Origin of the sequence: Streptomyces alboniger (assembly GCF_008704395.1) — a bacterium.
In the GTDB taxonomy this organism is placed as follows: Bacteria; Actinomycetota; Actinomycetes; order Streptomycetales; family Streptomycetaceae; genus Streptomyces; species Streptomyces alboniger.
Genome location: NZ_CP023695.1, coordinates 7,161,958 through 7,184,339 on the forward strand (window position 1 = coordinate 7,161,958; position 22,382 = coordinate 7,184,339).

Here is a 22,382-nt window from a genome sequence, read left to right on the forward strand (position 1 = left end):
AGGCCGCACGGAAACGGAGCATCACCCTCATGGCAACGCTGTCCCTCGCCGCCGTCCTCGCCGAACCCGCCCGCCGCCACCCGGACCGCACCGCGCTCGTCGAGGGTGAACTGCGGCTCACCTTCAAGGAGTTGTGGCGCGAGGCCCGCGCCCAGGGCGCCGCCCTCGCGGAGCAGGGCGTACGCCCGGGGGACCGCGTGGCCCTGATGGCGCCCAACGTCACCGAGTTCCCGAAGGCCTACTACGCCATCCTCGCCGCGGGAGCCGTGGTCGTCCCCGTCCACCTGCTGCTCTCGGCGGAGGAGGTCGAACACGTCCTGCGCGACAGCGGCGCGAGCCTGCTCCTGTGCCACCCCGCCCAGGCCCCGACGGGCGGGGCGGCAGCCGGGGCCACCGGCGTACGCATGCTGGAACTGGGCGCCGAGGGCGAGTTGGAGACGCTGGCCCGCACCACCGAGCCCCTCGCCTCGTACGTCACACGCGCGGCCGACGACCCGGCGGTCATCTTCTACACCAGCGGCACCACCGGCGTCCCCAAGGGCGCCGTGCTCAGCCACTTCAACCTCGTGATGAACGCGACGGTCAACGCCTTCGACGCCCACGACGTCCGCCCCGACGACATCGCGCTGGGCGCCCTTCCCCTCTTCCACGCCTTCGGCCAGACCGTCTCCATGAACTCCATCTGGCGGGCGGGCGCGACCCTCGTCCTGCTGCCCCGCTTCGACGCCGCGCGCGCCATCGAGCTGATGGTGGCGGAAGGGGCGAACACCTTCCACGGCGTGCCCACCATGTACGTGGGCCTCGCGGCCGCCGCCGCTGCCGCGTCCGAACTGCCCAAGCTGCGCCTGTGCGTCTCCGGAGGCGCCTCGCTGCCCGTCGCAGTCCTCGAACGCTTCGAAGAGGCCTTCGGCGCCCCCGTCTACGAGGGCTACGGCCTCTCCGAGACCTCCCCGGCCGCCTCCGTCAACCAGCCCGGCCTCGGCACCAGGGCGGGCACCGTCGGCCACCCCGTGTGGGGCGTCGACGTCGAGATCGCCCGCGCCGACATCGACGACCGCGTCGAACTCCTGCCCGTCGGCGAACTCGGCGAGGTCGTGGTCCGCGGCCACAACGTCTTCTCCGGCTATCTGGGCCGCCCCGAGGCCACCGCGGAGGCGCTGGTCGACGGCTGGTTCCGCACCGGCGACCTCGGCACCAAGGACGCCGAAGGCTTCACGACGATCGTCGACCGCAAGAAGGACGTCATCATCCGCGGCGGCTTCAACGTCTATCCGCGCGAGGTCGAGGAGGTCCTGATGCGCCACCCCGACGTCGCGCAGGCCGCCGTGATCGGCCTGGCCCACCCCGTCCACGGCGAGGAGATCTGCGCCGTCGTCGTCCCGGCGCCCGACGCCGGCGAGGACGCGGACGCGATCATCGCCTGGTCGAAGGAGCACCTGGGACGGCACAAGTACCCGCGCCGCCTGGAGTTCACCGACAGGCTCCCGCTCGGCCCCAGCATGAAGGTGCTCAAGCGCGAGCTGCGCGCGCACTACGCCGACGGCTCTTCGAACGGCGCGTAGCGGTTCGTGGCGGGTCGTGGCAACGCGCAAGCGGAGATTCAGCGCCGCGCGAGCGAGGCGCCCGCCGTCTCCGGGGTGAGGCCCTGTTCCAGGTCCTCCGCGAGCAGCCGCTTGGCGATCGTGTCCACCGCGGCGGTCAGTTCCGCGTCCGGCGGGCGCCCGATGTCCTTCTCGATCTCCTCGGCCAGCCAGGACGACCAGGCCGCGGAGATGACCTCCGCCTCGCGCTCCCCGGCAGGCGTCAGCGAGAAGTACGTACCGGTATGGGCCATATACCCCTCCTCGGTCATACGGTCGAAGACCGGCACCAGAACCTCCGCCGGAATCCTGCGCCGCGCCGCGACCAGTCCGAGACTGGCGTACCCCACCATCCGGGTGAAGAGCGAGACCTGCATGACCGCCCAGGCTCCCGCGATGTCCAGGCGCGTGTCGGAGTCCTTGATGATGCCGCGCACGGTGTTCATGCCGACATTGCGGACGATACCGGCGACACTCCGCTCCAGGACGTGCCCCGAGTCGCCGCTGCTCGGCTGCGCGAAGCCCTCGCCCATGTCGGGCGCGCCCATCCGCGCGCTGTCGCGCAGCTCCACCTGCTTGAGGAAGAGCGCCACCAGGAACCCGAGGAACGCCACGGGAACGGTCCACAGGAAGACGGTGTGCAGCGTGTCCGCGTACGCCCCGACGACCGGCCCCGCGGCGGCGCCCGGCAGCTCGTGCACCCCCTGTGGGCTCTGTGCGGCCTTCGCGATCACCGCCGCATCCGCGGCGCCGGTCCCCGCGGCCTCGGCGACCCCGTCCCTGAGGTTGGGTTCAAGGGTGTTGGCGTAGATCGTGCCGAACACCGCCGTGCCGAAGGAACTGCCCAGCGTACGGAAGAAGGTCACCCCCGATGTGGCGGTGCCCAGGTCCGCGTACGGGACGGTGTTCTGCACGGCGATCGTCAGGACCTGCATGCACAGGCCGATGCCGACGCCGAGCACGAACATGTACAGCGACTCGAGCCACGCGCTCGTGGTGCTCCCCATGAGCGAGAGCAGATAGAGCCCGAGCGCCATCACCAGCGCGCCGACGATCGGGAAGACGCGGTACGTCCCCGTCTTGCTGACCACGTTGCCGCTGAAGATGGAGGCGATGAGCAGCCCGATCACCATGGGCAGCGTCCGCACGCCCGAGACCGTGGCCGAGTCCCCGTCGACGTACTGGAGGTAGGTCGGCAAGAACGTCATCGCGCCGAGCATCGCGAAGCCCACGATGAAGCTGAGGATCGAGCAGACCGTGAAGACGGGATTGGCGAAGAGCCGCATCGGCAGCATCGGTTCGGCGGCGCGCGTTTCCACGACACAGAACAGTGCCAGCGCGATCAGCCCGCCGACGAACAGGCCGATGATGGTGGGCGATCCCCACGCGTACTCGTTGCCGCCCCAACTCGTCGCCAGGATCAGCGCGCTCGCCCCTACCGCCACCAGCGCGATGCCCAGGTAGTCGACGACCGGCCGCGCCGCGGACTTCACCACGGGAATCGTGCGGGCGGCCGCGATGACCACGACGACCGCGATGGGCACATTGACGTAGAACGCCCAGCGCCAGCTCAGATGGTCCGTGAACAGTCCGCCGAGCAGCGGCCCGATCACCGTGGACACCCCGAAGACGGCGCCGATCGCCCCCTGGTACTTGCCGCGCTCGCGCAGCGGGATGACATCGGCGATCAACGCCATGGACGTGACCATCAGGCCACCCGCGCCGATGCCCTGCATCGCCCGCCAGGCGATGAGCAGGGTCATGTTCGTCGACAGACCGCACAGGAACGAGCCGGTGATGAAGATGACCGCCGAGACCTGGAAGACGACCTTCCGCCCGAACAGGTCACCGAACTTGCCGACGAGCACCGTGGCGACGGTCTCCGCCAGGAGATACGACGTCACCACCCACGACATGTGCTCCGCCCCGCCCAGGTCCGACACGATCGTCGGCAGCGCCGTACCGACGATGGTCTGGTCGAGGGCGGCGAGCAGCATCCCCAGCATGATCGTCACGAAGACGACATTGCGGCGGCGCCGGTCGAGGACGGCAGGCGCCTGTGCCGCGACTCCGGTCGGCTGGTCGGTCATGGTCACACGGCCACCCTCACACCGGGCCGGAGGCCGTGCATGCGGGGTGAGGCCGGTCCGGTGACGGTGGCGGTGACGGGCCGCTGACGGGCCGCGCCGGACGATCCCTCTACCCGGCAGTGCCCCCGCGCAGCCTCGGCGCGTGTGCCGCCGCGTCCACCGGGGCCGCCTCCCGCTCCACCAGTTCCGCCAGCTCCTCGGCCCAGCGGACCACTTCCGCGACCTCGATCCCGTACGGCCGAGCCTGCCCGCCCGGTGCGGCACGCCAGGCCGCGACCGCGCCCGCGCCCCGCCGCAGTAGTCGGGCCCCGCCCGTGGGGTTGCCGCGGGCCGCGTGGGTCAGCCCGACGGCCAGCTGGGCCAGGCCCTTCCACAGGCCCCGCTCCGCCTCCGGTCCCGACTTCCACGCGTCCTCGAAGACCTCGTGCGCATGGAAGGGCCGCCCCGCGTCCAGCAGGGCCTGCGCCTCGGCGACGGACTCCCCGGGCGCGCGCACGACGCCCTCGGGCTGCCGGGCCACGCCGTCCGCCCCATAGGGCAGCGGCCGCCCGAGCCCGTCGCGCGGCCGCTGGTTACGGGCCCGGCCCTCCTCGTCGCGATCACGGTCACGGCCACTGTCGTACGGTCCGGATGCAGTGCTCATACGTGGATTGTCGCGCGTACCTGACGGCGGTCACCGGGGAACGGAGCACCCTTTCGCGTGGGGTAGAGTTCTACCTGTGATCACGCGGGACACCGCACCGAACACACCGGGACGTGGCGCAGCTTGGTAGCGCACTTGACTGGGGGTCAAGGGGTCGCAGGTTCAAATCCTGTCGTCCCGACTCGAAAGAGTCGCAGATCAAGGGGCCGTTTCAGAGCAATCTGAAACGGCCCCTTGATCGTTTTCGGGGGGCCTCGCGGGCCCGCCCGCCGGCCCTGAGCCCCGAGCTGCAGATGAGCCGGTACCCGCCCGCGGCGTTCACCAACTGATCCCGGCCGCCACCGGACGGTGATCGCTGCCGGTGGCCGGCAGCACCCACGAGCTCTCCGGCTCCACGCCCCGTACCAGGATGTGATCGATCCGCGTCACCGGGAACCTCGCCGGCCAGCTGAAACCGAAGCCGTCCCCGGCCGAGTCCTGGACCGGGCGCAGGCGTGAGGTGATGCCGGCGAACGCGCGGTCGTCCGTGGTGCCGTTCAGATCACCGAGCAACACCACCCTCTCGTGATCCTCGGCGGCGATGGCCCTGGCGAGCGCCTGCGCGCCGCGGTCCCGGCTGCCCGTCACGAAGCCGTCCCTGGGAAACACCCGAACGGACCCCAGGTGGGCCACGTACACCACCAGCGGGCCCTGGTCCGTGGCCACTGTGGTGCGCAGCGCCCGGTCGTAGGCCATCGTGACGTCGGCCGGCCTGGTGTCCGCGAGCGGCCCGTAGTCCATGTCGATGTCGACCGGCTCGGTGTCGGACAGCGGCAGCTTGCTCCACAGCCCGACCGTGCCCCGCACCGTGTGGTGGGGGTACGCCTTCGCGAGTGCCTTCTCGTACAGCGGTTTCGCCTGCGCGGTGATCTCCTCCAAGGCCAGCACGTCCGCGCCGGAGTCGGCCAGGTCGAGGGCGGTGCCCGCCGGATCGGGATTGTCGGCGCCGACATTGTGGCTGACCAGGGTGAGATCGCCGCCCGAATGGGACCTGTCGCCGAGCAGCCCGCCGAAAAGGTTCAGCCACACCACGGCCGGCAACAGCAGCGCGATCACCGCGGAGGCGGAGCGACGCCACAGCGCCCCGGCCAGCAGCACCGGGATGAACAGGCCGAACCACGGCAGGAACGTCTCCACCAGACTGCCGAGGCCCCAGCGGTCCGTGATCCGCGCGTGCAGCAGCATGACCAGGCCCAGCAGCAGCCCCGACACCGCGAGTACGAGCCCGCGCTTCCATGGCCCCGACCGTGAGCCGACCGCGCTCTCCTGTCCGGTCCACTCCACCACCTCGACCTGCATTGTCGTCTCTCCACGCTCAGTGCCGGTCACCGCCGCATCCTCGGATCCCGGGTGGGGTCGGCGTACATGCGCGGGCAGCCGTGATCGATCGCCTCGGGGCGCAGTTCGTAGTGCCATGGCTCGTTCCGGTAGATCTGGCACAGCCCGTACGCGGCACCGTGTTCGGAGAGCCACGCCGTCGCGTCGGAGCGCCCGATGTCGACCGCCTCCCCCGACACGTGAGGGGATGTCTCCGCGGTGGCCACCCACCGGGCGGCCTCGGCTTCGGAGCCGTACGTGGCGACCGCCCCGCGAAGAAGCAGGCGCTGGTATTCCGCGGACCGCCAGCCACTGTTGACGTAGAGGGTGATCCCGTGGCCCCGGGCGTTCCTCGCGGCCCGGCGGAGAGCCGTGAGCACATCCCGGTCGAGGTTGGCCACAGCCGGAATGTCGTCGTCGAAGACTGTCGTGTCCTCCGGGACGGCCCCGTCGGCCTTGTCCGACGCACCTCGGCGCTCACTGTGAGGAGCCTTCGAGGGTGGTGCGGCAGGGGAGAAGGACGACGGGGACGACGGGGACGACGAGTCCGACGGGGTATTCCGGGCCTGACAGCCGAGGGCCGCGGTGATCGCCGCGATGGCGGTTGTCAGGCCGACGACAAGACACCGGTGAACCCGGTGGGCCGGTGTTCGCGCTGGTGGCTGGGTGTGGTTCATACCGCCAGTCAAGGCAGCGTGGTGTTGTCGGCCCGTATGTGCTTTTGGATACGCCGACGATATGTGCCGGCTCGTAGCATCGAGAGCATGCGTGTGCTGATCGTCGAGGACGAACCCTTCCTGGCCGAGGCCATCCGCGACGGCCTGCGCCTGGAAGCGATCGCGGCCGACATCGCAGGTGACGGTGACACCGCCCTGGAACTGCTGAGCGTCAACGCCTATGACATCGCCGTCCTCGACCGCGACGTCCCCGGCCCGTCCGGTGACGAGATCGCCCGGCACATCGTCGCCTCCGGAAGCGGCATGCCGATCCTCATGCTCACCGCCGCCGACCGTCTCGACGACAAGGCGTCCGGGTTCGAACTCGGCGCTGATGACTACCTCACGAAACCCTTCGAACTCCAAGAGCTCGCGCTCAGGCTCCGAGCACTCGACCGCAGACGCGCCCACAACAGGCCACCCGTGCGAGAGATCTCGGGTCTGCGGCTCGACCCGTTCCGCCGCGAGGTCTATCGGGACGGCCGCTACGTCGCGCTGACCCGGAAGCAGTTCGCCGTGCTCGACGTTCTCGTCGCCGCCGAAGGCGGTGTCGTCAGCGCCGAAGAACTCCTGGAAAGCGCGTGGGACGCGAACGCCGACCCGTTCACCAACGCCGTACGCATCACGGTCTCGGCCCTGCGCAAACGGCTCGGCGAACCATGGATCATCGCCACTGTGCCGGGCGCCGGGTACCGGATCGACACGGCTTCCGGCACCGGGCAGGAGGGAGGCGAACGTGCGTAGGGCGCCCGGTCTGAGCGTTCGCGGCAAACTCACCCTCAGCTACGCCGGGTTCCTCATGGTCGCCGGTGTCCTGCTGCTCGCGGCGGTGTGGGTGTTCGTGCTGCGCCACTTGCCCGCCTATACGAGCGTCTCCGGAGGGGTGCTGGTCCGCTCCTACCTCCTGCGCGACTTCGCGTCGGCCGCGGGCGCGGTGCTGGTCTTCCTGCTGGCCTTCGGTCTCCTGGGAGGGTGGATCCTCGCCGGCCGCATGCTCGCCCCGCTGGCTCGGATCACGGACGCCACCCGCATGGCCACGGACGGCTCGCTCGCCCACCGGATCCGGCTGCCGGGCCGCACTGACGAGTTCCGCGAACTCGCCGACGCCTTCGACACGATGCTCGCGCGGCTCCAAGCACACGTCACCGAACAGCAGAGATTCGCAGCCAACGCCTCTCACGAACTGCGCACCCCGCTGGCGATCTCGAAGGCACTGCTCGACGTGGCTCGCACCGATCCGGACCACGACACCGGCGAACTCGTCGAGCGGCTCCACGCCGTCAACATCCGGGCCATCGACCTCACCGAGGCACTGCTCCTGCTCAGCCGCGCCAGCCGACGGTCCTTCACCCGAGAACGCGTCGACCTGTCCCTCCTGGCGGAAGAAGCCACCGAAACACTCCTGCCCCTCGCGGAGAGGCGAGGCGTCACCATGGAGACCTCCGGCGACATCGCCCCCGTGGCCGGATCACCGCCGCTACTGCTCCAGCTGACCATGAACCTCGTACAGAACGCGATCGTCCACAACCTGCCCGAACAGGGCACGGTGTGGGTCAACACCACCGTCCACCCCCACACTGTGGTGCTCACTGTCGAAAACAGCGGCGAGCGGCTCACCCCACAGTTGGCCTCGACCCTCACCGAACCGTTCCAGCGCGGTACCGAACGCGTCCACAGCGACCATGCGGGTGTCGGCCTCGGCCTGGCGATTGTCGAGACCATCACCCAGGCCCACGACGGAACACTGACCCTCACCCCGCGCCCCGTCGGCGGGCTCCGCGTCACCGTGGAACTGCCCGCGACGGAATTCCGCGTCTGAGGCGGGGCGCTCGGCCTCCTCCGGACGGGCGAGGTCCGCCCGCCGCGCCTTCAGCACGTCTTCCTGTACGGGACCTCCGGTATGTGCTTCTTCCAGTCGGCGGCCGGCACACCCCCGCCCGAGCGCTCGCACACGGCCTCGGCGACGAGGCCCGGGTCGACGGGATAGGTGTGCGGCGGGGTGTGGGCGCCGCGCACGGTCAGGGTTCTTCCGTCGCCGCTGAAAGCGAGCGACCGTGCGGTGTCTCCCGCGGTGAGCAGGCCCTTTCCGAGCGGTCGGGCCGACGCGGTGTCCCAGAGCTGCACGGTGCCGCCGCCCCCGACGGCCAGGAGGCGGCCGTCGGGGGAGTAGGCCAGGGCGGAGACGGGCCGGGGCCTCTCGCCTCCCGCGTCGGCGGCGTCGGCGGCGGTTCCGGCGAACATGCTGAGGCGTCGCTCCACTGCCCGGTCCCAGAGGGTGACCCAGCCCGTCTCGTCCCCGGTCGCCACCTGGTCGACGCTGTCCGGGCCGACCGCGACGGAGGTCAGCCGGCTGCCGTACAGCTTGCTCCGGCCGGGGTCGGGCGCGGGGTCGTCGGGGCCGTCCTCCCGCCAGCCGGGGCCGAGGACGTCCCCGACGTGGAGGGTGCGTGCCACGGAGGCCGAGGCGGCCTGCCGCTCGATGTACCGGATCACCTCGCGTTCCGGATCCAGACGCACGTCGGCGATGCTTCGGCCCTTGACGGGATACCGGTAGACGGGGTTGGCGAGGTCGCTGATCCGCCGTACGAGGATGTTCCGGTCGTCGACGGTGACGAGGAACTGCCCGCCCGAGGCGACGTGGTACGACCTGCGGGTGCCGGTCCTCGGGACGGACGGCAGCTCCTTGCCCGTGGCCAGGTTCCAGGTCCGTATCCGGGCATCGGTGACGATCATCAGGGTGTCCCTCGCCGGGTGGAGAGGCAGCACGAGGGGAGGCAGCCCGTCGGCGTCGGTGCTACGCGGTCCGCAGGCCAGGCGTACGACGGAGGCCCACCGCCCGGTGGAGCGCAGCCGGCGGCCGCCGCTGCCCTCCAGGAGTTCCAGCTGACCGGAGTCCGTACACACCGCGCTGAGCCAGTCGTTCGGACGATCGGCGGAGCGCATGGCTCGTGCGGCTTCCGCCCGGGAGAGTCTGCGGTCCCGCCGCAGGTCCCAGAGCCCGGTCCGCCCCTCCTCGGACCACAAGGAGAGAGTGTGGGCGTTCGGTCCGAAACCCACCCTCGCGTCGGAGAGCGCGTCCGGGAGCCGCGTCGACGTGCCCGACGCCAGGTCCCGCAGCTTCCACCCCGTCCGCGAGAACAGAAGCAGTCGCCGTCTGTCGGGGGAGATGTCCGACACGTCCTCGTGCTTCCCGATCCGTACCGCACCGGTCTGTTCATGGCTGTCCAGATCCCATATGCGTACGCGGCCCGAGCTGAAGGTGATCATCGTGCGGCCGTCCGAGCTGAGCTGGGCCTCATCGGCGGTGCGTGCTCCGGGTGCGGTGAAGAGGTCCTGCTCAGGCTGGGTCATCGCGCCCATGAGCGCCGCTCGTGCCTGGAGCGTGGGGCTGATACGCCAGGCGGCGACGCTGAGCCGCATGGCGGTCAACGGGTCGGCGTAGCGCATGCTCTCCGCGGCCGACGCGACGTGGCGGGACGTGGCCTCGGCGAGTCGCTGCTCGCCGTCCTTGTTCCGCTGCCACGCCACCACCCCCGCGATCAGAGCGAGCACGGCCGCCACGGAAAGGGCGGCACGCAGTCGGCGCAGCCTCCTGGCCGCGCGCCCTGCCAGGTGCCGCTCCTGGTCGCGGTGGGCGGTGCCGGCGGCGAGGAACGCGCGCTCCACGGGCGTCAGTTCACGCGTGGCGAGCTGTTCCTCAGCCGTGGTCAGTCGGCTGCCGCGGTACAACGCGCCCGGCTCCCGGCCCAGTTCGTCCCATGCCTCGGCCGCCTCGGTCAACCGCCGGTGGACGCGCAGGCGTTCCCGGTCCCGCTCGATCCAGCCGCGCAGCCGGGGCCAGCCGGTGATCAGCGCCTCGTGGGCCAGGTCGACGGTGTCCTCGTGGAGTGTGATCAGACGGGCGCACGCCAGCCGGTCCAGGACGAGTGCGGCCTCGCCCTGTTCGCCGGCCAGGTCGATTTCGGCCCGGGCGGCGGGGCGACGGGTGTCCGGGTTGCCCTCGCCCGGCGTGATCAGCCGGAGCAGGATTCCCCGGGCGCAGTCGGCCTGGCGGGCGGAGAGCCGGGTGTAGAGGTCTTCCGCGGTCCGGGCGATGGCGCCTTCGATGCCGCCGGTCGCCTGGTAGGCGGCCAGGGTCAGCGCGCGGCCCTTGCGGCGGCGCCAGGTTTCCAGCAAAGCGTGGGACATCACCGGCAGGCCGCCTGGTTTGTCCTTGACGTCCTCGATGATCCTCGCGGTCAGTTCGCGCTCGACGATCAGGCCCGTGGCGGTCGCCGGTCCGACGATGGCCCGGCGGAGTTCGGCCGGGCTCATGGGCCCGACGAGCAGGGTGTCGTCACGCAGCGCCGCGGCCAGCGTGTGGTGCTCGGCGCAGCGGCCGAAGAAGTCGGCCCGCACGGCGATGAGCACCCTAAGGCGACGCCCGGGATCCGCGGCGCTCACCAGCAGGTCGAGAAAGGCCGCGCGCTCGGCGGGGTCGGCGCACAGGGTGAACAGCTCCTCCAGCTGATCGACCACGACGACGGTGTCCCCGGGGCCCCGGCCGGCCGTGAGCAACTCGCCGTGAGTGGAGAGGGGGTGAGGCCCTGGAGTGAGGATCCTGATGGTCGACGGGCGGCGGTCCGGGGAGGTCTCCTTCCGCAGGGCAGGGATCAGGCCCGCGCGCAGGAGGGAGGATTTGCCGCTGCCCGATGCCCCGACGACCGCGACGAGCCGGTGGTCACGCACCCGCTCGCCCAGCTGGGCCGCCAACTGCTCCCGGCCGAAGAACAGTCCTTCGTCACCCGGTTCGAACCGGGCCAGGCCCCGGTACGGCGCCCGCGCGTCGTCACCGTGCTCCGGTTCGGCGGCCCTCTCCCCGTCCACCTCGTGCCAGCGCTGCTCCCACGCACCGGCATCCCCACCGCAGGCCTGTGCATAAGCCAACGTGACCGGCAGGGACGGTAATCGCTCGCCGGCGGCGGCCCTCGACAGCGTGGCGACCGAGTAACCGGTGTGCCGCGCCATGACCCGGTACGTCGGACTCCCGGCCTCCTGACGCAGTTTGCGCAACTCGAACGCGAAACGCTGGACCGGGCCCGCGGCCGGGTCCAGCGCGCCTTCGCGACGTCCCATCGACATCCCCCGTGGACAACTCGCGTAAGAAGACAAAAGGCCACCCTCGCACCCGTCAGAGGCCTCTGCAACGCGCCTGAGCAGCGCGTTTCAGCCTTTTGTCGTCCGCGATCAGCGACTCGGGCGTTTTGTTGCGCGCGGCGCGACAGGGCTGCGCAACAACGAGCCGGCCGAGAAACCTGGTGCGTGCCGCCCCGGGTGTCCCTCCGGGGCGTAAACCGGACGAAGGAGAACCATGCGCATGCGTACCCGTACAAAGATCACTACGGCCCTTGCCGCGGGCACTCTGGCCGCAGGCCTGCTCGCCGGCAGCGCCGGTACGGCCTCGGCGGACGTCACTCCGAGGTCCTGCTACGGCAGCGCGAAGAACTTCAGCACCACGAACAAGGTGTGGCCGGCCTACCCCAACTGGGCCACCACCACGCCCAATTGCGCCGACGTGAACGTCAAGGCGACGATCGGCGCGAACGTGACGGCCTGCTTCGACCAGGGTCCCGGGCGGCCGCACAAGTGCTACCCCCAGCGCTGGCTCTCGCAGGGCGTGTGGGACACGGCCGTGACCGATGTGTCCAACGGCAAGAAGTTCTACCTGAAGTTCGACCGCAACACGAGCGGCAAGATCGCCTACTGACGCCCGGAGCCCCAGTGACGCACGGGGTGTTGCGCGGTCCTCAGGTGACCGCGCAACACCCCGGTAGGGGCAGAGGACGGACATGGGACGCGGCGCCGGCGAATCATACTGCGTCGGCCGATGGCCGAAGCTGCCCCCTGTCGGGTCACCGCTCCTGAGCGGCATGTTTGCATGTGCCCATGATCGTTAATGCACAGCAAACCTCCCCGGCCCGGACGTACGTGGACCGCGTCCTGGAACACTGGCACGAGGACGAGGACGCCGAGGCGCTCGTCCAAGGTGCGCAGCGGCTGACCCGGGGAGAGGCTCGGCGGCGACTCTTCCGGCTGGGGCACGCACTGCGCCGGCAGGGGCTCGCGCCCGGTGACGGTGTGGGCCTGTTCCTGGCCAACCGCGTGGACTCCGTCCTGGTACAGCTCGCCGTCCATCTCATCGGCTGCCGCGTCGTGTTCCTGCCGCCCGAGCCCGGCCCGAGTGAGCTGGCCGCGCTGGTCGAGCAGTCCCGGGCACGCGCCGTGGTCACCGACCCGCTCTTCGCGCGGCGGGCAGCCGACGCGGCAGGCCGCAGCAGCCACGCCCCCATGCTGCTCGGCCTCGGGCCCTGTGAGCAGCGGTGCGCGGACCTGCTGGCCCTCGCGGCCGAGTGCCCCGCGGAGCGCCCCGACGGCGTACCCGCCCCGGGAGCGGACGAAGCCGTCACGGTCCTCTACACCGGCGGCACCCTGGGCCGCCCCAAGCTCGCCGCGCACAGCCACCGGCTGTACGCCACGCTCGTGGACCTGGCGGAGGACGACCCGCAGGAGTCCGGCCCCACGGTCTTCCCGGCCATGGACCCGGAGACGGACCGGGTGCTCGCCGCCACCCTGCTCACCCACGGCAGCGGCCACCTCACGTCGATCCAGGCGCTGGTGACGGGGGCCACCCTTGTCGTGCTGCCCGAGTTCGACGCGGGCGCGGCGCTCGCGGTGCTGCGCGAGGAGCGGATCACCGCCACCATGTTCGTACCGCCGATGCTGTACGCGCTCCTCGATCACCCGGAGTGCGAGCCGGGCGCTCTGCCCGCGCTGCGGCGGATCGTCGTCGGCGGCGCGGCCTCCTCACCGAGCCGGCTCCAGCAGGCCGTCGAGGTCTTCGGGCCGGTGCTCAGCCAGGGCTACGGACAGTCGGAGGCGCTCGGCATCACCGCGTTCGGCGCGGAGGACCTCGCCGCGAAGGGAGCCGAGCGGCCCGAGCTCTGGCGCAGCTGCGGTCGCGCGATATCCGACGTCGAGATCGAGATCCGGGGCGAGGACAGCACGGAGGCGTTGCCCGCCAGGCAGGTCGGCGAGGTGTGCGTCCGGGGCGAGACGGTGATGCTCGGCTACTACGAGGACCCGTCGCGCACCGCGGAGGCGCTGCGCGACGGCTGGCTGCGCACGGGGGACATGGGCTACCTCGACGCCGAGGGCTACCTCTACCTCGTCGACCGGGCCAAGGACATCATCGTCACCGGCAGCACCAGCGACAACGTCTACTCCCGGGTCCTGGAGGACTTCCTGCTCACGCTGCCCGGGGTGCGCAACGCGGCGGCGCTCGGCGTGCCGGACGAGGAGTACGGGGAGGCCGTGCAGATCTTCCTGGCCACCGCCGAGGACACCGACGTCGATCCGGACACGGTCGGTGCGGCGGTGACCGCCGAGCTGGGAGAGCTGTACACGCCCCGCAGGACGGTCCTGCTCGACCGGCTACCGACGACCAAGGTCGGCAAGGTGGACAAGAAGGCGCTGCGCGCGGCGTGGACGAGCGCGGAGCGTTGAGCCTCTGAGCCGGTGATTTCGCCTGGGGGTTCGCGCCGAGACCTGAGCCCCGGCTGTCGGACGCGAGCAGGGCTTCGAGTCGCCGCGCGATCCGCGGGTGCGGCCGAGTTACAGGTGCGCCGCGGTGATCCGCAGGGCGGCGGCGATGCCCTGTTCCGTCACAGCGCGGCCCGGAGCCTCAAGGCGGTACGTCTCCGCCGGCCTCCCGGGTGCCCGCCGGCCGCGCGGTGCGTCGTGGTGCCCGTGGGCCAGGGCGAGCAGCGCTTCCGGGTGCACTGCCGCCGGTAATTCCTCGTGATCACTCATCGGCCCATCACGCGTGCGCGTCCTCGGCCGGTCCCGGGTGCGGCACGAACAGTCGGCCGTCCTCACGGGGCCCGCGGGCGGGCGGAGTGAAGCCGTGCACCTCATACGGCTTCCATCGACGGCTCGACGCACCATACTGGTCACGTCCTGATCGCCCACAGAACGACTCCATGGCCAAGAACAGCACCTCCTCGACCACCGTCCCCGACACCGCGTGGCTGGGGCGCGGGCGCCACCTCGGGCCCGAGCCCGAGCAGGATGTCCGGCGCAACCTGATCGCCCTCAAGGCGGCCGGGGTGCTCGACGACTTCCTGGACCTCGACCCCGTCGAGGCGGCCCGCTCCACCGTCCTGCACCCGCGGGACGAGACCGCGGACCCGGGCCCCTCGGCCCGCCGTCTCTTCGAGGCCCGCTGGCGCGTGGCCGACGACGTCACGGTCCGCGCGCAGCTGACCACGTACGACCCGGAGACCCGCCGCAAGGAGGGCGAGGGCGTCACCTGGGTCCTCGCCGCCGAGGCGGAGCGGGCGTGGGACGCGCGCTGGCCCTCGCCCGTCACCATGTTCTGGCCCGACAGCGACCGGGTCCCCTGGGACCACGACACCGTCGCGGACCTGCGCCTGCGGTCGACGAACCACCTGCCGAAGGACGACGACGAACTGCGCCACTTGCTGCGGGACTGCACCCGGCTCAGCTGGTTCATCCATGTCGTCGTGCACGAGGCGATGACGCCGGACGCGGCGGGGCAGCAGCCGGTCTCCACGTTCCTGCCGCCGAGCCTGCGGCACCGCGTGGTCGAGCACCGGGGCACGCCGGAGCAGGCGCAGATCGCCGACTTCGCGATGAAGCGGGAGCTGAGCGTGCGGATGCCGCGCGGCGGCGCCGTCATCCTGCCCGTGGCGCCGCAGGGCCAGGAGTACGACGCCGAGCGTTTCACGGTCCGCAGCGTCTTTCTCGACGGCTCGGAACCGACCGAACTCCTCGAAAGGATCAAGGAGTTCGCCGCGCTGCCGCGCCCGCTGCCGGCCGACGCCGAGCGGGCCCTGACGCGGCTGCGCCAGGGCTGGCACCTCCTCACGCCGGACGAGGAGCTGGTGCACGCCCAGGCCATGGTCGCCAAGTACGCCGAGGCGCTCGACGCCATGACGAAATCCCGTGACCTGTACCAGGAGGCGGCCGAGGCGGCGATGGCAGCGCTGAAGGAAGCGGGCGGCGGCGACGCCGGGTCCCGGCCGCCCGCGCCCGGGCCCGCCAAGCCGGAGGCCTCACCGCTGAGCGCCCTCACCAAGGCGTTCCATCGCTTCCGGGACCCGAACAAGTAGAGCGCCGGTCCCGGAAGCCACGGTCACCTTGAGGTTCCCCAGTCACTGAAAAGTGCGTTCTTCCATGTCAGCGGCCACTCTCCTACGGTTCCCGAGTAACCAATGGAGAGCACGGACGACACGACGAGGAGGCCGGGACCATGGCCATCACCCTGATGAACCCGAGCGGGCTGCCGGAGATCGACACCTACCGGCAGGTATCGACAGCGACCGGCTCGAAGCTCGTCTTCGTCGCCGGGCAGGTCGCCTGGGACGCCGAAGGGGCCACGGTCGGCGCGGGCGACCTCGCCGCGCAGGTCGAGCGGTGCTACCTCAACGTCGCCACCGCCCTCGCGGAGGCCGGCGCCACCTTCGACGACGTGGCGAAAGTGACCGTCTACGTCGTCGACTGGACGCCCGACAAGATGCCGCTGTTCCTGGAAGGCGTCGCACGGGCGGCCGCGAAGCTCGGGGTCACGCCCGTGCCACCGGGCACGCTGGTGGGCGTGGCGGCGCTGGCCTCCTCCGAGCACCTGGTCGAGGTCGAGGCCACCGCGGTCATCGACTGATCCCGCCCGCGCCGCTCACGCCTTTACGTCCCTGCCGCCAGCGCCTTCCTTACGCCCTTACGCGCTTACGTCCTTACGTCCTTACGTCCGCGCCGCCCTCACGTCGCCTGAGTGCGGCGCGCGCACTCCGCGACCATGGCGCTCAGGCTGCCCGTCCTATCCAGGAGCTCCCGCTGGACGCGGGCTCCGGTGCCGTGCTCCAGCAGGGTGGCGGTCCTCTTCCGGACCATGTCCAGGTCGCCGGCCTCCTCCAGGGCGTCCCGCACGTGATCCAGGAGCCCCGCCATCACCTCCCCGCAGGGCGCGGGCCGCATGGTCACGGGGTCCAGCAGGGAGTCCTCGAGGCCGGACCGAGCGGCCCGCCAGGCGGCGAGGCGCAGCAGGCTGACGTCGTGCGCGGGCGGCGGACTCCCCGCACGCCACTCCCGGGCGGCCGTCTCGACCAGCGCCCGCGCGAGGGCCGCGATCAGCACGGTGGTGGACGCCTCCAGGCACACGTCCGCGACCCTGATCTCGACGGTGGGGTAGCGGTGGGACAGTCGGGCGTCGAAGTAGATCATGCCGCGGTCGCGCAGCACGCCGGTGGCCACCATGTCCGTGACCTGCTCCTCGTACCGCGCGGCGGAACCGAAGATCTGCGTCGGGCCCGCCATCGGCCAGCGCCCCCACACCCGGCTGCGGTAGCTGCTGTACCGGCTGTCGTTGCCCTGCCAGTAGGGCGAGTTGGCGCTCAGCGCCACCAGGGTCGAGAGCCACGGGCGGATCCGGTCGAGCACGGCCACGCCCTCGTCGTCCGACTCGACGGAGACATGGACGTGGCAGCCGCAGGTCAGCTGTTCCTGGGTGGTGAGCCCGAACTGCTCCTCCATCCACTGATAGCGGCTGCCCACGTTGACCGAGGGGCTGACGGGCAGGGGAGAGGTGGCGAGCGCGGCGACCGTCGCCCCCAGGTCGCCCGCGTGCCGTGCCGCCTCCGAGCGCCAGCGGACGATCTCCTCCATGAGGCTGTCCATGCCCGTCCGCGGCTGCGTGGCGAACTCCAGCTGCTGCCCCTGCAACTCCTTCTCGAACGTCTCCTCCTCGGGGTCGCGGTAGTCGTCCGCGTGCCGCTCGGCGCCGGCGGGACCTGCGGCGTCCTTGGCGGCCCGGGCCAGGACCGCCGAGGACAGGGCCCGGGGTTCGCCGCTCTCACGGTCGATGAGGAGAAGCTCCTCCTCCACTCCTACAGTGCGCAACCGACATCGCCTCTCTCAGTGCCATCTATGGGCGGCGGATGCCACCGTGGTCCAAGTACCCGGATGCCGGGCTCGCAGCGCTTTCGGTGGCCCGGGACCTGCCGGAGGTTTCAGCTGGAGCATTTCGGCAAACCGATGTTTTATGGTGCAAATCGGCTACACAATGATGACTGAGCAGGCCGGGCCCCGCGCCCTGGTCGAGGATCTGGTCGCCGCGGAGCGCGCGGGCTTCGACTTCTCCGTGACCTCGGACCACTACTTCCCCTGGCTCGATTCCCAGGGACACTCCCCTTATGCGTGGAGTGTGCTCGGCGCCGCCGCGCAGGCGACCTCGCGGATCCCGCTGATGACGTACGTGACCTGCCCGACGGTCCGCTACCACCCCGCCGTGGTGGCGCAGAAGGCGGCCACGATGCAGCTCCTGTCCGAAGGCCGCTTCCGGCTCGGCCTCGGCTCGGGCGAGAATCTCAACGAACACGTGGTCGGCGCGGGCTGGCCCTCCCCGCAGACCCGCCTCGACATGCTCGAAGAGGCGATCGAGATCATCCGCGCGCTCTTCGCCGGTGGGAACGTGAACCACCAGGGCACCCACTTCGACGTGTCGAACGCCCGTCTGTGGGACCTGCCCGACGAGCTGCCGCCCATCGGTGTCGCGGTCTCCGGCGGCCGGTCCTGCGCCCTGGCCGGACGCCTCGCCGACCTGGTCATCGCGACCGAACCCAAGGCCGAGCTGCTCGACTCCTTCGACCGGCACGGCGGTGGCGGCAAGCCCCGCGTCGGCCAACTGCCCGTCTGCTTCGACACCGACAAGGACGCGGCGATCGCCCGCGCCCACGACCAGTTCCGCTGGTCCGTCGGCGGCTGGCCGGTCAACTCCGAGCTGCCGGGGCCCTCGGGCTTCGCGGGCGCCACCCAGTTCGTGACCCCGCAGGACATCGCGGAGCAGATCCCCTGCGGCGACAACGTCGACGACTTCGTCGAGGCCGTACGCCCCTTCGCCGAGGCGGGCTTCACGGAGGTCGCCCTCGTCCAGGTGGGCGGCGACCACCAGCGCCCCTTCATCGACTGGGCCGAGAAGAACCTGCTGCCCGCGTTGCGCGACCTCTGACGCACCGGATACCCGCGGCCCCCTCGGGTACCCGGGACCCCGTAAGGCACCAGCAACCACCGGAGAGAGTCAGCGTGAACGACACACCCAACCCGGCCTCCCCCGCTTCCCGGCCCGACTCCCCAGACGTGGTGCAAGTCGTGCTCGGCGAGTGCTCGGCGGCCGACGCGGACACCGTATTCACCGTGCTGCGCGACCACTTCCCGTCCGACCGCGGAGACGACGCGCCGAGCCAGACGGGCAGCTCCGACCCCGCCGTCTGGACCGGCGCCTTCCGTGCCTCCCGCACCCCCGAACCCGGTGCGGGCGTCCTGCTCGCGGGCTCCGTCACCGCCGATCTGCAAGGCGGCCCGGTAGCGGTGGAGCGGCTGCGCGCGGCACTCGATTCCGCGTTCGCCGTGACCGCCAAGGGCACAGTCTCCGGCGACCAGGAGATCCAGGTGCAGTTGCGCCTGACCGGCGCCGAGCACGGCGAGGCCCGCGAGCGAGCCTGAGCGGCCGCGGCCCGATCGGACGCACCCCCGCGTGTCGGACGCGGGGGTGCCGCTCGTCGCGGCGGCGTGCGGGCATCGTGGCGGAAGACGCTCGCACCCGCGCGGACTCGCGCCCGGTGCGTCAGTCCGTGAACCGGCGGCCGCGAAGGAGAGCAGAACGGGTGCGTGTGATCAGGTCGGGTCCGGTCGCGGTGGTGGTGCTCGCCGCACTGACCGCCTGCGGCGGCGTCGACGCACGGGAGACCGGCGCGGCCGGGGCAGCGTCCCGCTTCGTGGCGAGCCTGCGGGCGGCGGACACCACGCGCGGCTGCGCGGCGCTCGCCCCCGGAACCCGCGACGAACTGGAACAGTCCGCCGAACTGCCCTGCGTGCGAGCCCTGCCCGAGGTGGGCCTGCAACCGGGGCAGAAGGTGCGTACCGTCAATGTGTACGGGCACCAGGCACGCGTCGTGACCGACCGGGACACGCTCTTCCTGTCGGCGTTCCCCGGCGGCTGGAAGATCACGGCCGCGGGCTGCACCGCGCGTCCCGAGAAGCCGTACCAGTGTCTGATCAAGGGCGGTTGACGGATGCGGACCTTGTTCACGGTGTACCTCGTGATGGTGGCCGGAGGGCTCGCCTACTGCATGGCGCTGGGGCTGATGCAGCGGTGACCCGGGACCGGAGCTTTCTGCGCGACAACGGCCTGACGCTGGTGTTCGGCGCGGGCTTCCTCCTCTCCCTGGCCGGACAGGCGATCGCCGGGCACGCGGACTTCAACAACCAGCTGATCGCCGAGGACCTACAGCCGCTGAGCTTCGGCGGCTACCTGCTCAGCTCCGACTTCGCCGTGGACGTGACGGAGAACTGGCAGTCCGAGTACCTCCAGTTCTTCCTCTACATCTTCGGCACGGTCTGGCTGCTCCAGCGCGGTTCCCCCGAGTCCAAGCAACTCCACAAGGCGGGACCGGAGTCGGACGCGGAACAGAAGACCGGAAAGTACGCGAAGCCGGATTCGCCGCGCTGGGCGTCCGCCGGAGGGTCGCGTCAGGTCTGGTACTCCCGCTCGCTCGGCACCCTCATGTGCACCCTGTTCCTGCTCTCCTGGCTGGCGCAGTCCGTGACCGGCGTAGCCGCGTACAACGAACAGCACCTGCGTGAACTCCAGGCGCCCATCAGCTGGTTCGAGTACCTGGGCGCCGCCGACTTCTGGGCCCGCACCCTCCAGAACTGGCAGTCCGAGCTGCTCGCCGTCGGGTCGATGGCCATCTTCTCCGTCTATCTGCGCCAGCGCGGCTCACCCGAGTCGAAGCCGGTGGGCTCCTCTCACGAGGCGACCGGCGTCGAGGGCTGAGTCGATGGCTGAGGGGCCAAGGGCTCGCGCAGCGCACTGCGGCCCTGCCGCCAGGCGGCCAGCAGCCGTGTTCCGAGGCGGTCCTCCAGGAACCCGGTGGCCTCGACGCCGAAGGCCACATCGGCGTCGAGCGCCGGCTCGGCGGCCAGGAGCCCGCCGACGACATCCCGGCGCACCACCTGCTCGTGCACGGCGTCCGCCTCCACGTGTTCGTCGTAGAACCGCTGGGCGGCGGGTCCCGCGCCGGTACGGCGCAGCGCCGCAGCGAGCCGGCGCGAGCCGGGCGACGAGGTCACCTCCACGGACGCGAAGTGGCCGACCAGCGCGCCGCGGAGCGCGCGGTGCAGACCGAACAGCGACATGAGGTTGACGGGGGCGAGGGCCTCGGCGGGGGCCGCGTCGGCGTAGTGGCCGTAGGCCGTCTCAAGACCCAGGTCCGCCATGAGGTCGGCGAAAAGGCGGGCGTGGATCTCCTCGGCCCGTCCGGCACCGAACTCGTCGAACTCGATGGCCACCATCGCCGCCTTGGCCCGGCCGTGCAGCCGCGGGATGACCCACGCGTGCGGGTCGGCCTCCTTGAGGTGGTAGAGGGAGCGCAGTGCCGCGTACTCCCTGAGCTGCCACAGCTCCCCGTCGCGCTGGAGGTGGTGGCTGACGCTCGTATCGTCGTGCCCGACGGGCTCCACCAGCAGCGCGGCCAGTGCCTGTTCGGCGCTCGCGCCCGAAGGCACGTCGGCCCGCAGGGCGCTCAGGAACCGCTGCTCCAAGGCGTGCCGCAGGCCCAGCAGTTCCGGGTCCCACTCCCGTTCGTCGGCCACACCTCGAAAGCCCTGGTAGTGGAGTTCGTACAGGACGTAGAGAGCGAGCTGGAGGTCTTCGCCGTACGGGTCCGCGCTCGCCACCCCCTGCGCGAGAGCCGCGATGGGCTCGTCGCGCAGCAGCGCGGCGACCACGCCGCAGGACAGCTCACCGCGGCATGCGGGGAGTTCGGGGCTGTGCAGGCGTGATTCGACGGGGGCCGTCATGAGGTGGGGTCCGTTTCGCGGGAGTCCGTGGTGCGCGTACGCCCGCCGTCGGGCCTGACCCGGCGGCGGTGGCTGGTGTCGCACCACGGATACGTACGGCTGCGGCGGCAGGTGCAGATCGCGACCGTGAAGCGCCGCGAAGCGAAGACGGTGCCGTCGTCGCCGACCACCTCGACCGGGCCTTCCACCAGCAGGGGCCCGTCGGGGTCGACCGTGACGCGGCGGGGACGGTCAGCGGAGTACGGCACGGATGACCACCAGTTCCTCGTGGGTGTCGTCGTCGCCGAGGAGGTTGCGCCGGCGCAGCCATGCCCGGCGGGAGCGCAGGACGGGCCCGAACGGGATGAACCGCCTGTCGGTGACCTTGGCGTCGAGACCCAGCCAGGTGAGCCGGCCGAGTGTGGCGTCCACACCGCACAGCGCAGAGTGCACCATCAGCAGGACACCGCCCGGACGCAGGGCCTGGGGGGCCGCGTCACAGACACGGTCCACGACCGCCCGCCCGGCCGGACCGCCGTCCCACGCCCGCGCCGCGCCGCGCCGGGGGAGCAGGGGGGAAGGAGAGGGCACATACGGCGGATTGCTGACCACCAGGTCGTAGGGGCCCTTCGGGGCCGCCGCGGCCAGATCGCCGTGGCGCACGGTCACCGACTGCCCGGCCAGGCGTGCGTTGAGGCGGGCGGTCAGCACGGCCCGCCAGGAGATGTCCACGGCCGCCACCCGGGCCCCGCGCCGCGCCGCCGCGACGGCCAGCGCTCCCGTGCCGGTCCCGAGGTCCAGGACCGACGTGCCGGGGCCGATGGCCTCGCGGTGCAGGGCGCGGGTCAGGAGTTCGGTGTCGTGCTGCGGGGCGTAGACGCCCGGCAGGGCGAGCAGATGGGCCGGGCGGACCGGCGGCGGTGTCGACGTCCGCGTCTGCGTGGTCATGCGGCATCTCCCGTCTGTGGGAACTCCACGAGGGGCGCTCCTCCTTCCACGGTCCGCCGGTTCGCCACCGGTCACCACTTGAGGCGTCACGGGTGGTGACTTGTCACGAACTGTGCGGATAGTTTCCTGCGTTTCTCCTGACACTGGGTGCCCGGGC

At 71.4% G+C, this 22,382-nt stretch carries 21 protein-coding genes and 1 tRNA gene; 12 read left to right on the top strand and 10 right to left on the bottom strand.

What is annotated here, in order from left to right; genetic code table 11:
• The first annotated feature begins 29 nt into the window (after positions 1 to 29).
• Positions 30 to 1,562, top strand: coding sequence for a long-chain-fatty-acid--CoA ligase (locus tag CP975_RS31470; protein ID WP_055527660.1), 1,533 nt, complete (start codon positions 30 to 32; stop codon positions 1,560 to 1,562).
• 38 nt (positions 1,563 to 1,600) lie between these two features.
• Here the strand turns inward: CP975_RS31470 and CP975_RS31475 are convergent, their stop codons facing one another.
• Positions 1,601 to 3,670, bottom strand: coding sequence for an MDR family MFS transporter (locus CP975_RS31475; RefSeq protein ID WP_150477608.1), 2,070 nt, complete (start codon positions 3,668 to 3,670; stop codon positions 1,601 to 1,603).
• A gap of 109 nt (positions 3,671 to 3,779) precedes the next feature.
• Entirely contained in the window at positions 3,780 to 4,313 is a 534-nt protein-coding gene (locus CP975_RS31480; protein ID WP_055527658.1) for a DUF309 domain-containing protein, read from the bottom strand.
• A 107-nt stretch (positions 4,314 to 4,420) separates the two neighbouring features.
• On the opposite strand from CP975_RS31480, the gene CP975_RS31485 reads away from it, so the two are divergent.
• Positions 4,421 to 4,494, top strand: a tRNA-Pro gene (locus CP975_RS31485).
• Between the two features lie 137 nt (positions 4,495 to 4,631).
• On the opposite strand, the gene CP975_RS31490 is transcribed toward CP975_RS31485, so the two are convergent.
• Positions 4,632 to 5,651: an endonuclease/exonuclease/phosphatase family protein gene (locus tag CP975_RS31490; RefSeq protein WP_055527657.1), complete on the bottom strand. Its 1,020-nt coding sequence runs from the start codon at positions 5,649 to 5,651 to the stop codon at positions 4,632 to 4,634.
• Positions 5,652 to 5,677: 26 nt separating this feature from the next.
• A complete protein-coding gene (locus CP975_RS36690; protein ID WP_425474295.1) occupies positions 5,678 to 6,070 on the bottom strand; it encodes a D-alanyl-D-alanine carboxypeptidase family protein in 393 nt (130 codons plus the stop codon).
• 363 nt (positions 6,071 to 6,433) lie between these two features.
• On the opposite strand from CP975_RS36690, the gene CP975_RS31500 reads away from it, so the two are divergent.
• Both CP975_RS31500 and CP975_RS31505 read left to right on the top strand, forming a co-directional pair.
• Complete coding sequence (locus CP975_RS31500) at positions 6,434 to 7,129, top strand: response regulator transcription factor (protein WP_055527654.1); 696 nt, start codon at positions 6,434 to 6,436, stop codon at positions 7,127 to 7,129.
• On the top strand, positions 7,122 to 8,204 hold the full coding sequence (locus tag CP975_RS31505; RefSeq protein WP_055527653.1) for a sensor histidine kinase: 1,083 nt from the start codon (positions 7,122 to 7,124) through the stop codon (positions 8,202 to 8,204). The genes CP975_RS31500 and CP975_RS31505 overlap by 8 nt, the downstream gene beginning before the upstream one ends.
• Positions 8,205 to 8,254: 50 nt before the next feature.
• Here the strand turns inward: CP975_RS31505 and CP975_RS31510 are convergent, their stop codons facing one another.
• Complete coding sequence (locus tag CP975_RS31510; protein WP_070321147.1) at positions 8,255 to 11,500, bottom strand: nSTAND1 domain-containing NTPase; 3,246 nt, start codon at positions 11,498 to 11,500, stop codon at positions 8,255 to 8,257.
• Positions 11,501 to 11,741: 241 nt separating this feature from the next.
• On the opposite strand from CP975_RS31510, the gene CP975_RS31515 reads away from it, so the two are divergent.
• The gene (locus CP975_RS31515; RefSeq protein ID WP_055527708.1) at positions 11,742 to 12,131 is read left to right on the top strand and encodes a hypothetical protein; all 390 of its coding nucleotides are present in this window, start codon (positions 11,742 to 11,744) and stop codon (positions 12,129 to 12,131) included.
• A 179-nt stretch (positions 12,132 to 12,310) separates the two neighbouring features.
• Positions 12,311 to 13,927 carry a class I adenylate-forming enzyme family protein gene (locus tag CP975_RS31520; RefSeq protein WP_246201693.1) on the top strand — a complete coding sequence of 539 codons (1,617 nt, stop codon included), beginning with the start codon at positions 12,311 to 12,313 and terminating at the stop codon, positions 13,925 to 13,927.
• A 108-nt stretch (positions 13,928 to 14,035) separates the two neighbouring features.
• Here CP975_RS31520 and CP975_RS31525 read toward each other — a convergent pair whose 3' ends face one another.
• On the bottom strand, positions 14,036 to 14,233 hold the full coding sequence (locus CP975_RS31525; protein ID WP_150477609.1) for a hypothetical protein: 198 nt from the start codon (positions 14,231 to 14,233) through the stop codon (positions 14,036 to 14,038).
• A gap of 170 nt (positions 14,234 to 14,403) precedes the next feature.
• On the opposite strand from CP975_RS31525, the gene CP975_RS31530 reads away from it, so the two are divergent.
• Together CP975_RS31530 and CP975_RS31535 are read left to right on the top strand one after the other, a co-directional pair.
• Positions 14,404 to 15,555: a hypothetical protein gene (locus CP975_RS31530; RefSeq protein WP_055527650.1), complete on the top strand. Its 1,152-nt coding sequence runs from the start codon at positions 14,404 to 14,406 to the stop codon at positions 15,553 to 15,555.
• Between the two features lie 140 nt (positions 15,556 to 15,695).
• On the top strand, positions 15,696 to 16,103 hold the full coding sequence (locus CP975_RS31535; protein WP_055527648.1) for a RidA family protein: 408 nt from the start codon (positions 15,696 to 15,698) through the stop codon (positions 16,101 to 16,103).
• 98 nt (positions 16,104 to 16,201) lie between these two features.
• Here CP975_RS31535 and CP975_RS31540 read toward each other — a convergent pair whose 3' ends face one another.
• Positions 16,202 to 17,338 carry a glutamate--cysteine ligase 2 gene (locus CP975_RS31540; protein ID WP_055527647.1) on the bottom strand — a complete coding sequence of 379 codons (1,137 nt, stop codon included), beginning with the start codon at positions 17,336 to 17,338 and terminating at the stop codon, positions 16,202 to 16,204.
• A gap of 142 nt (positions 17,339 to 17,480) precedes the next feature.
• On the opposite strand from CP975_RS31540, the gene CP975_RS31545 reads away from it, so the two are divergent.
• The 4 genes from CP975_RS31545 (at position 17,481) to CP975_RS31560 (ending at position 20,273) form a co-directional block, all read left to right on the top strand.
• Positions 17,481 to 18,446 carry an LLM class F420-dependent oxidoreductase gene (locus tag CP975_RS31545; protein ID WP_055527646.1) on the top strand — a complete coding sequence of 322 codons (966 nt, stop codon included), beginning with the start codon at positions 17,481 to 17,483 and terminating at the stop codon, positions 18,444 to 18,446.
• Between the two features lie 74 nt (positions 18,447 to 18,520).
• On the top strand, positions 18,521 to 18,940 hold the full coding sequence (locus CP975_RS31550; RefSeq protein WP_070321145.1) for a hypothetical protein: 420 nt from the start codon (positions 18,521 to 18,523) through the stop codon (positions 18,938 to 18,940).
• Between the two features lie 161 nt (positions 18,941 to 19,101).
• Entirely contained in the window at positions 19,102 to 19,506 is a 405-nt protein-coding gene (locus tag CP975_RS31555; protein WP_246201694.1) for a hypothetical protein, read from the top strand.
• 83 nt (positions 19,507 to 19,589) lie between these two features.
• Entirely contained in the window at positions 19,590 to 20,273 is a 684-nt protein-coding gene (locus CP975_RS31560) for a DUF6766 family protein (protein ID WP_055527645.1), read from the top strand.
• Here CP975_RS31560 and CP975_RS31565 read toward each other — a convergent pair.
• The 3 genes from CP975_RS31565 to CP975_RS31575 are packed head-to-tail and all read right to left on the bottom strand — an operon-like array spanning position 20,246 to position 22,225.
• Entirely contained in the window at positions 20,246 to 21,298 is a 1,053-nt protein-coding gene (locus CP975_RS31565) for an iron-containing redox enzyme family protein (RefSeq protein WP_055527643.1), read from the bottom strand. The genes CP975_RS31560 and CP975_RS31565 overlap by 28 nt on opposite strands.
• Complete coding sequence (locus tag CP975_RS31570) at positions 21,295 to 21,546, bottom strand: CDGSH iron-sulfur domain-containing protein (protein ID WP_055527641.1); 252 nt, start codon at positions 21,544 to 21,546, stop codon at positions 21,295 to 21,297. The genes CP975_RS31565 and CP975_RS31570 overlap by 4 nt, the downstream gene beginning before the upstream one ends.
• The gene (locus CP975_RS31575) at positions 21,530 to 22,225 is read right to left on the bottom strand and encodes a HemK2/MTQ2 family protein methyltransferase (RefSeq protein WP_055527640.1); all 696 of its coding nucleotides are present in this window, start codon (positions 22,223 to 22,225) and stop codon (positions 21,530 to 21,532) included. Before CP975_RS31575 ends, CP975_RS31570 begins: the two co-directional genes overlap by 17 nt.
• Between the last annotated feature and the right edge of the window lie 157 nt (positions 22,226 to 22,382).

What these genes read in the sequence shown, in the direction of transcription:
- CP975_RS31470 (WP_055527660.1), top strand. Translation starts at nt 30, where the DNA reads ATGGCAACGCTGTCCCTCGCCGCCGTCCTCGCCGAACCCGCCCGCCGC.
- CP975_RS31475 (WP_150477608.1), bottom strand. Translation starts at nt 3,670, where the DNA reads ATGACCGACCAGCCGACCGGAGTCGCGGCACAGGCGCCTGCCGTCCTC.
- CP975_RS31480 (WP_055527658.1), bottom strand. Translation starts at nt 4,313, where the DNA reads ATGAGCACTGCATCCGGACCGTACGACAGTGGCCGTGACCGTGATCGC.
- CP975_RS31490 (WP_055527657.1), bottom strand. Translation starts at nt 5,651, where the DNA reads ATGCAGGTCGAGGTGGTGGAGTGGACCGGACAGGAGAGCGCGGTCGGC.
- CP975_RS31500 (WP_055527654.1), top strand. Translation starts at nt 6,434, where the DNA reads ATGCGTGTGCTGATCGTCGAGGACGAACCCTTCCTGGCCGAGGCCATC.
- CP975_RS31510 (WP_070321147.1), bottom strand. Translation starts at nt 11,500, where the DNA reads ATGGGACGTCGCGAAGGCGCGCTGGACCCGGCCGCGGGCCCGGTCCAG.
- CP975_RS31515 (WP_055527708.1), top strand. Translation starts at nt 11,742, where the DNA reads ATGCGTACCCGTACAAAGATCACTACGGCCCTTGCCGCGGGCACTCTG.
- CP975_RS31520 (WP_246201693.1), top strand. Translation starts at nt 12,311, where the DNA reads ATGATCGTTAATGCACAGCAAACCTCCCCGGCCCGGACGTACGTGGAC.
- CP975_RS31525 (WP_150477609.1), bottom strand. Translation starts at nt 14,233, where the DNA reads ATGAGTGATCACGAGGAATTACCGGCGGCAGTGCACCCGGAAGCGCTG.
- CP975_RS31530 (WP_055527650.1), top strand. Translation starts at nt 14,404, where the DNA reads ATGGCCAAGAACAGCACCTCCTCGACCACCGTCCCCGACACCGCGTGG.
- CP975_RS31535 (WP_055527648.1), top strand. Translation starts at nt 15,696, where the DNA reads ATGGCCATCACCCTGATGAACCCGAGCGGGCTGCCGGAGATCGACACC.
- CP975_RS31545 (WP_055527646.1), top strand. Translation starts at nt 17,481, where the DNA reads ATGGTGCAAATCGGCTACACAATGATGACTGAGCAGGCCGGGCCCCGC.
- CP975_RS31565 (WP_055527643.1), bottom strand. Translation starts at nt 21,298, where the DNA reads ATGACGGCCCCCGTCGAATCACGCCTGCACAGCCCCGAACTCCCCGCA.
- CP975_RS31575 (WP_055527640.1), bottom strand. Translation starts at nt 22,225, where the DNA reads ATGACCACGCAGACGCGGACGTCGACACCGCCGCCGGTCCGCCCGGCC.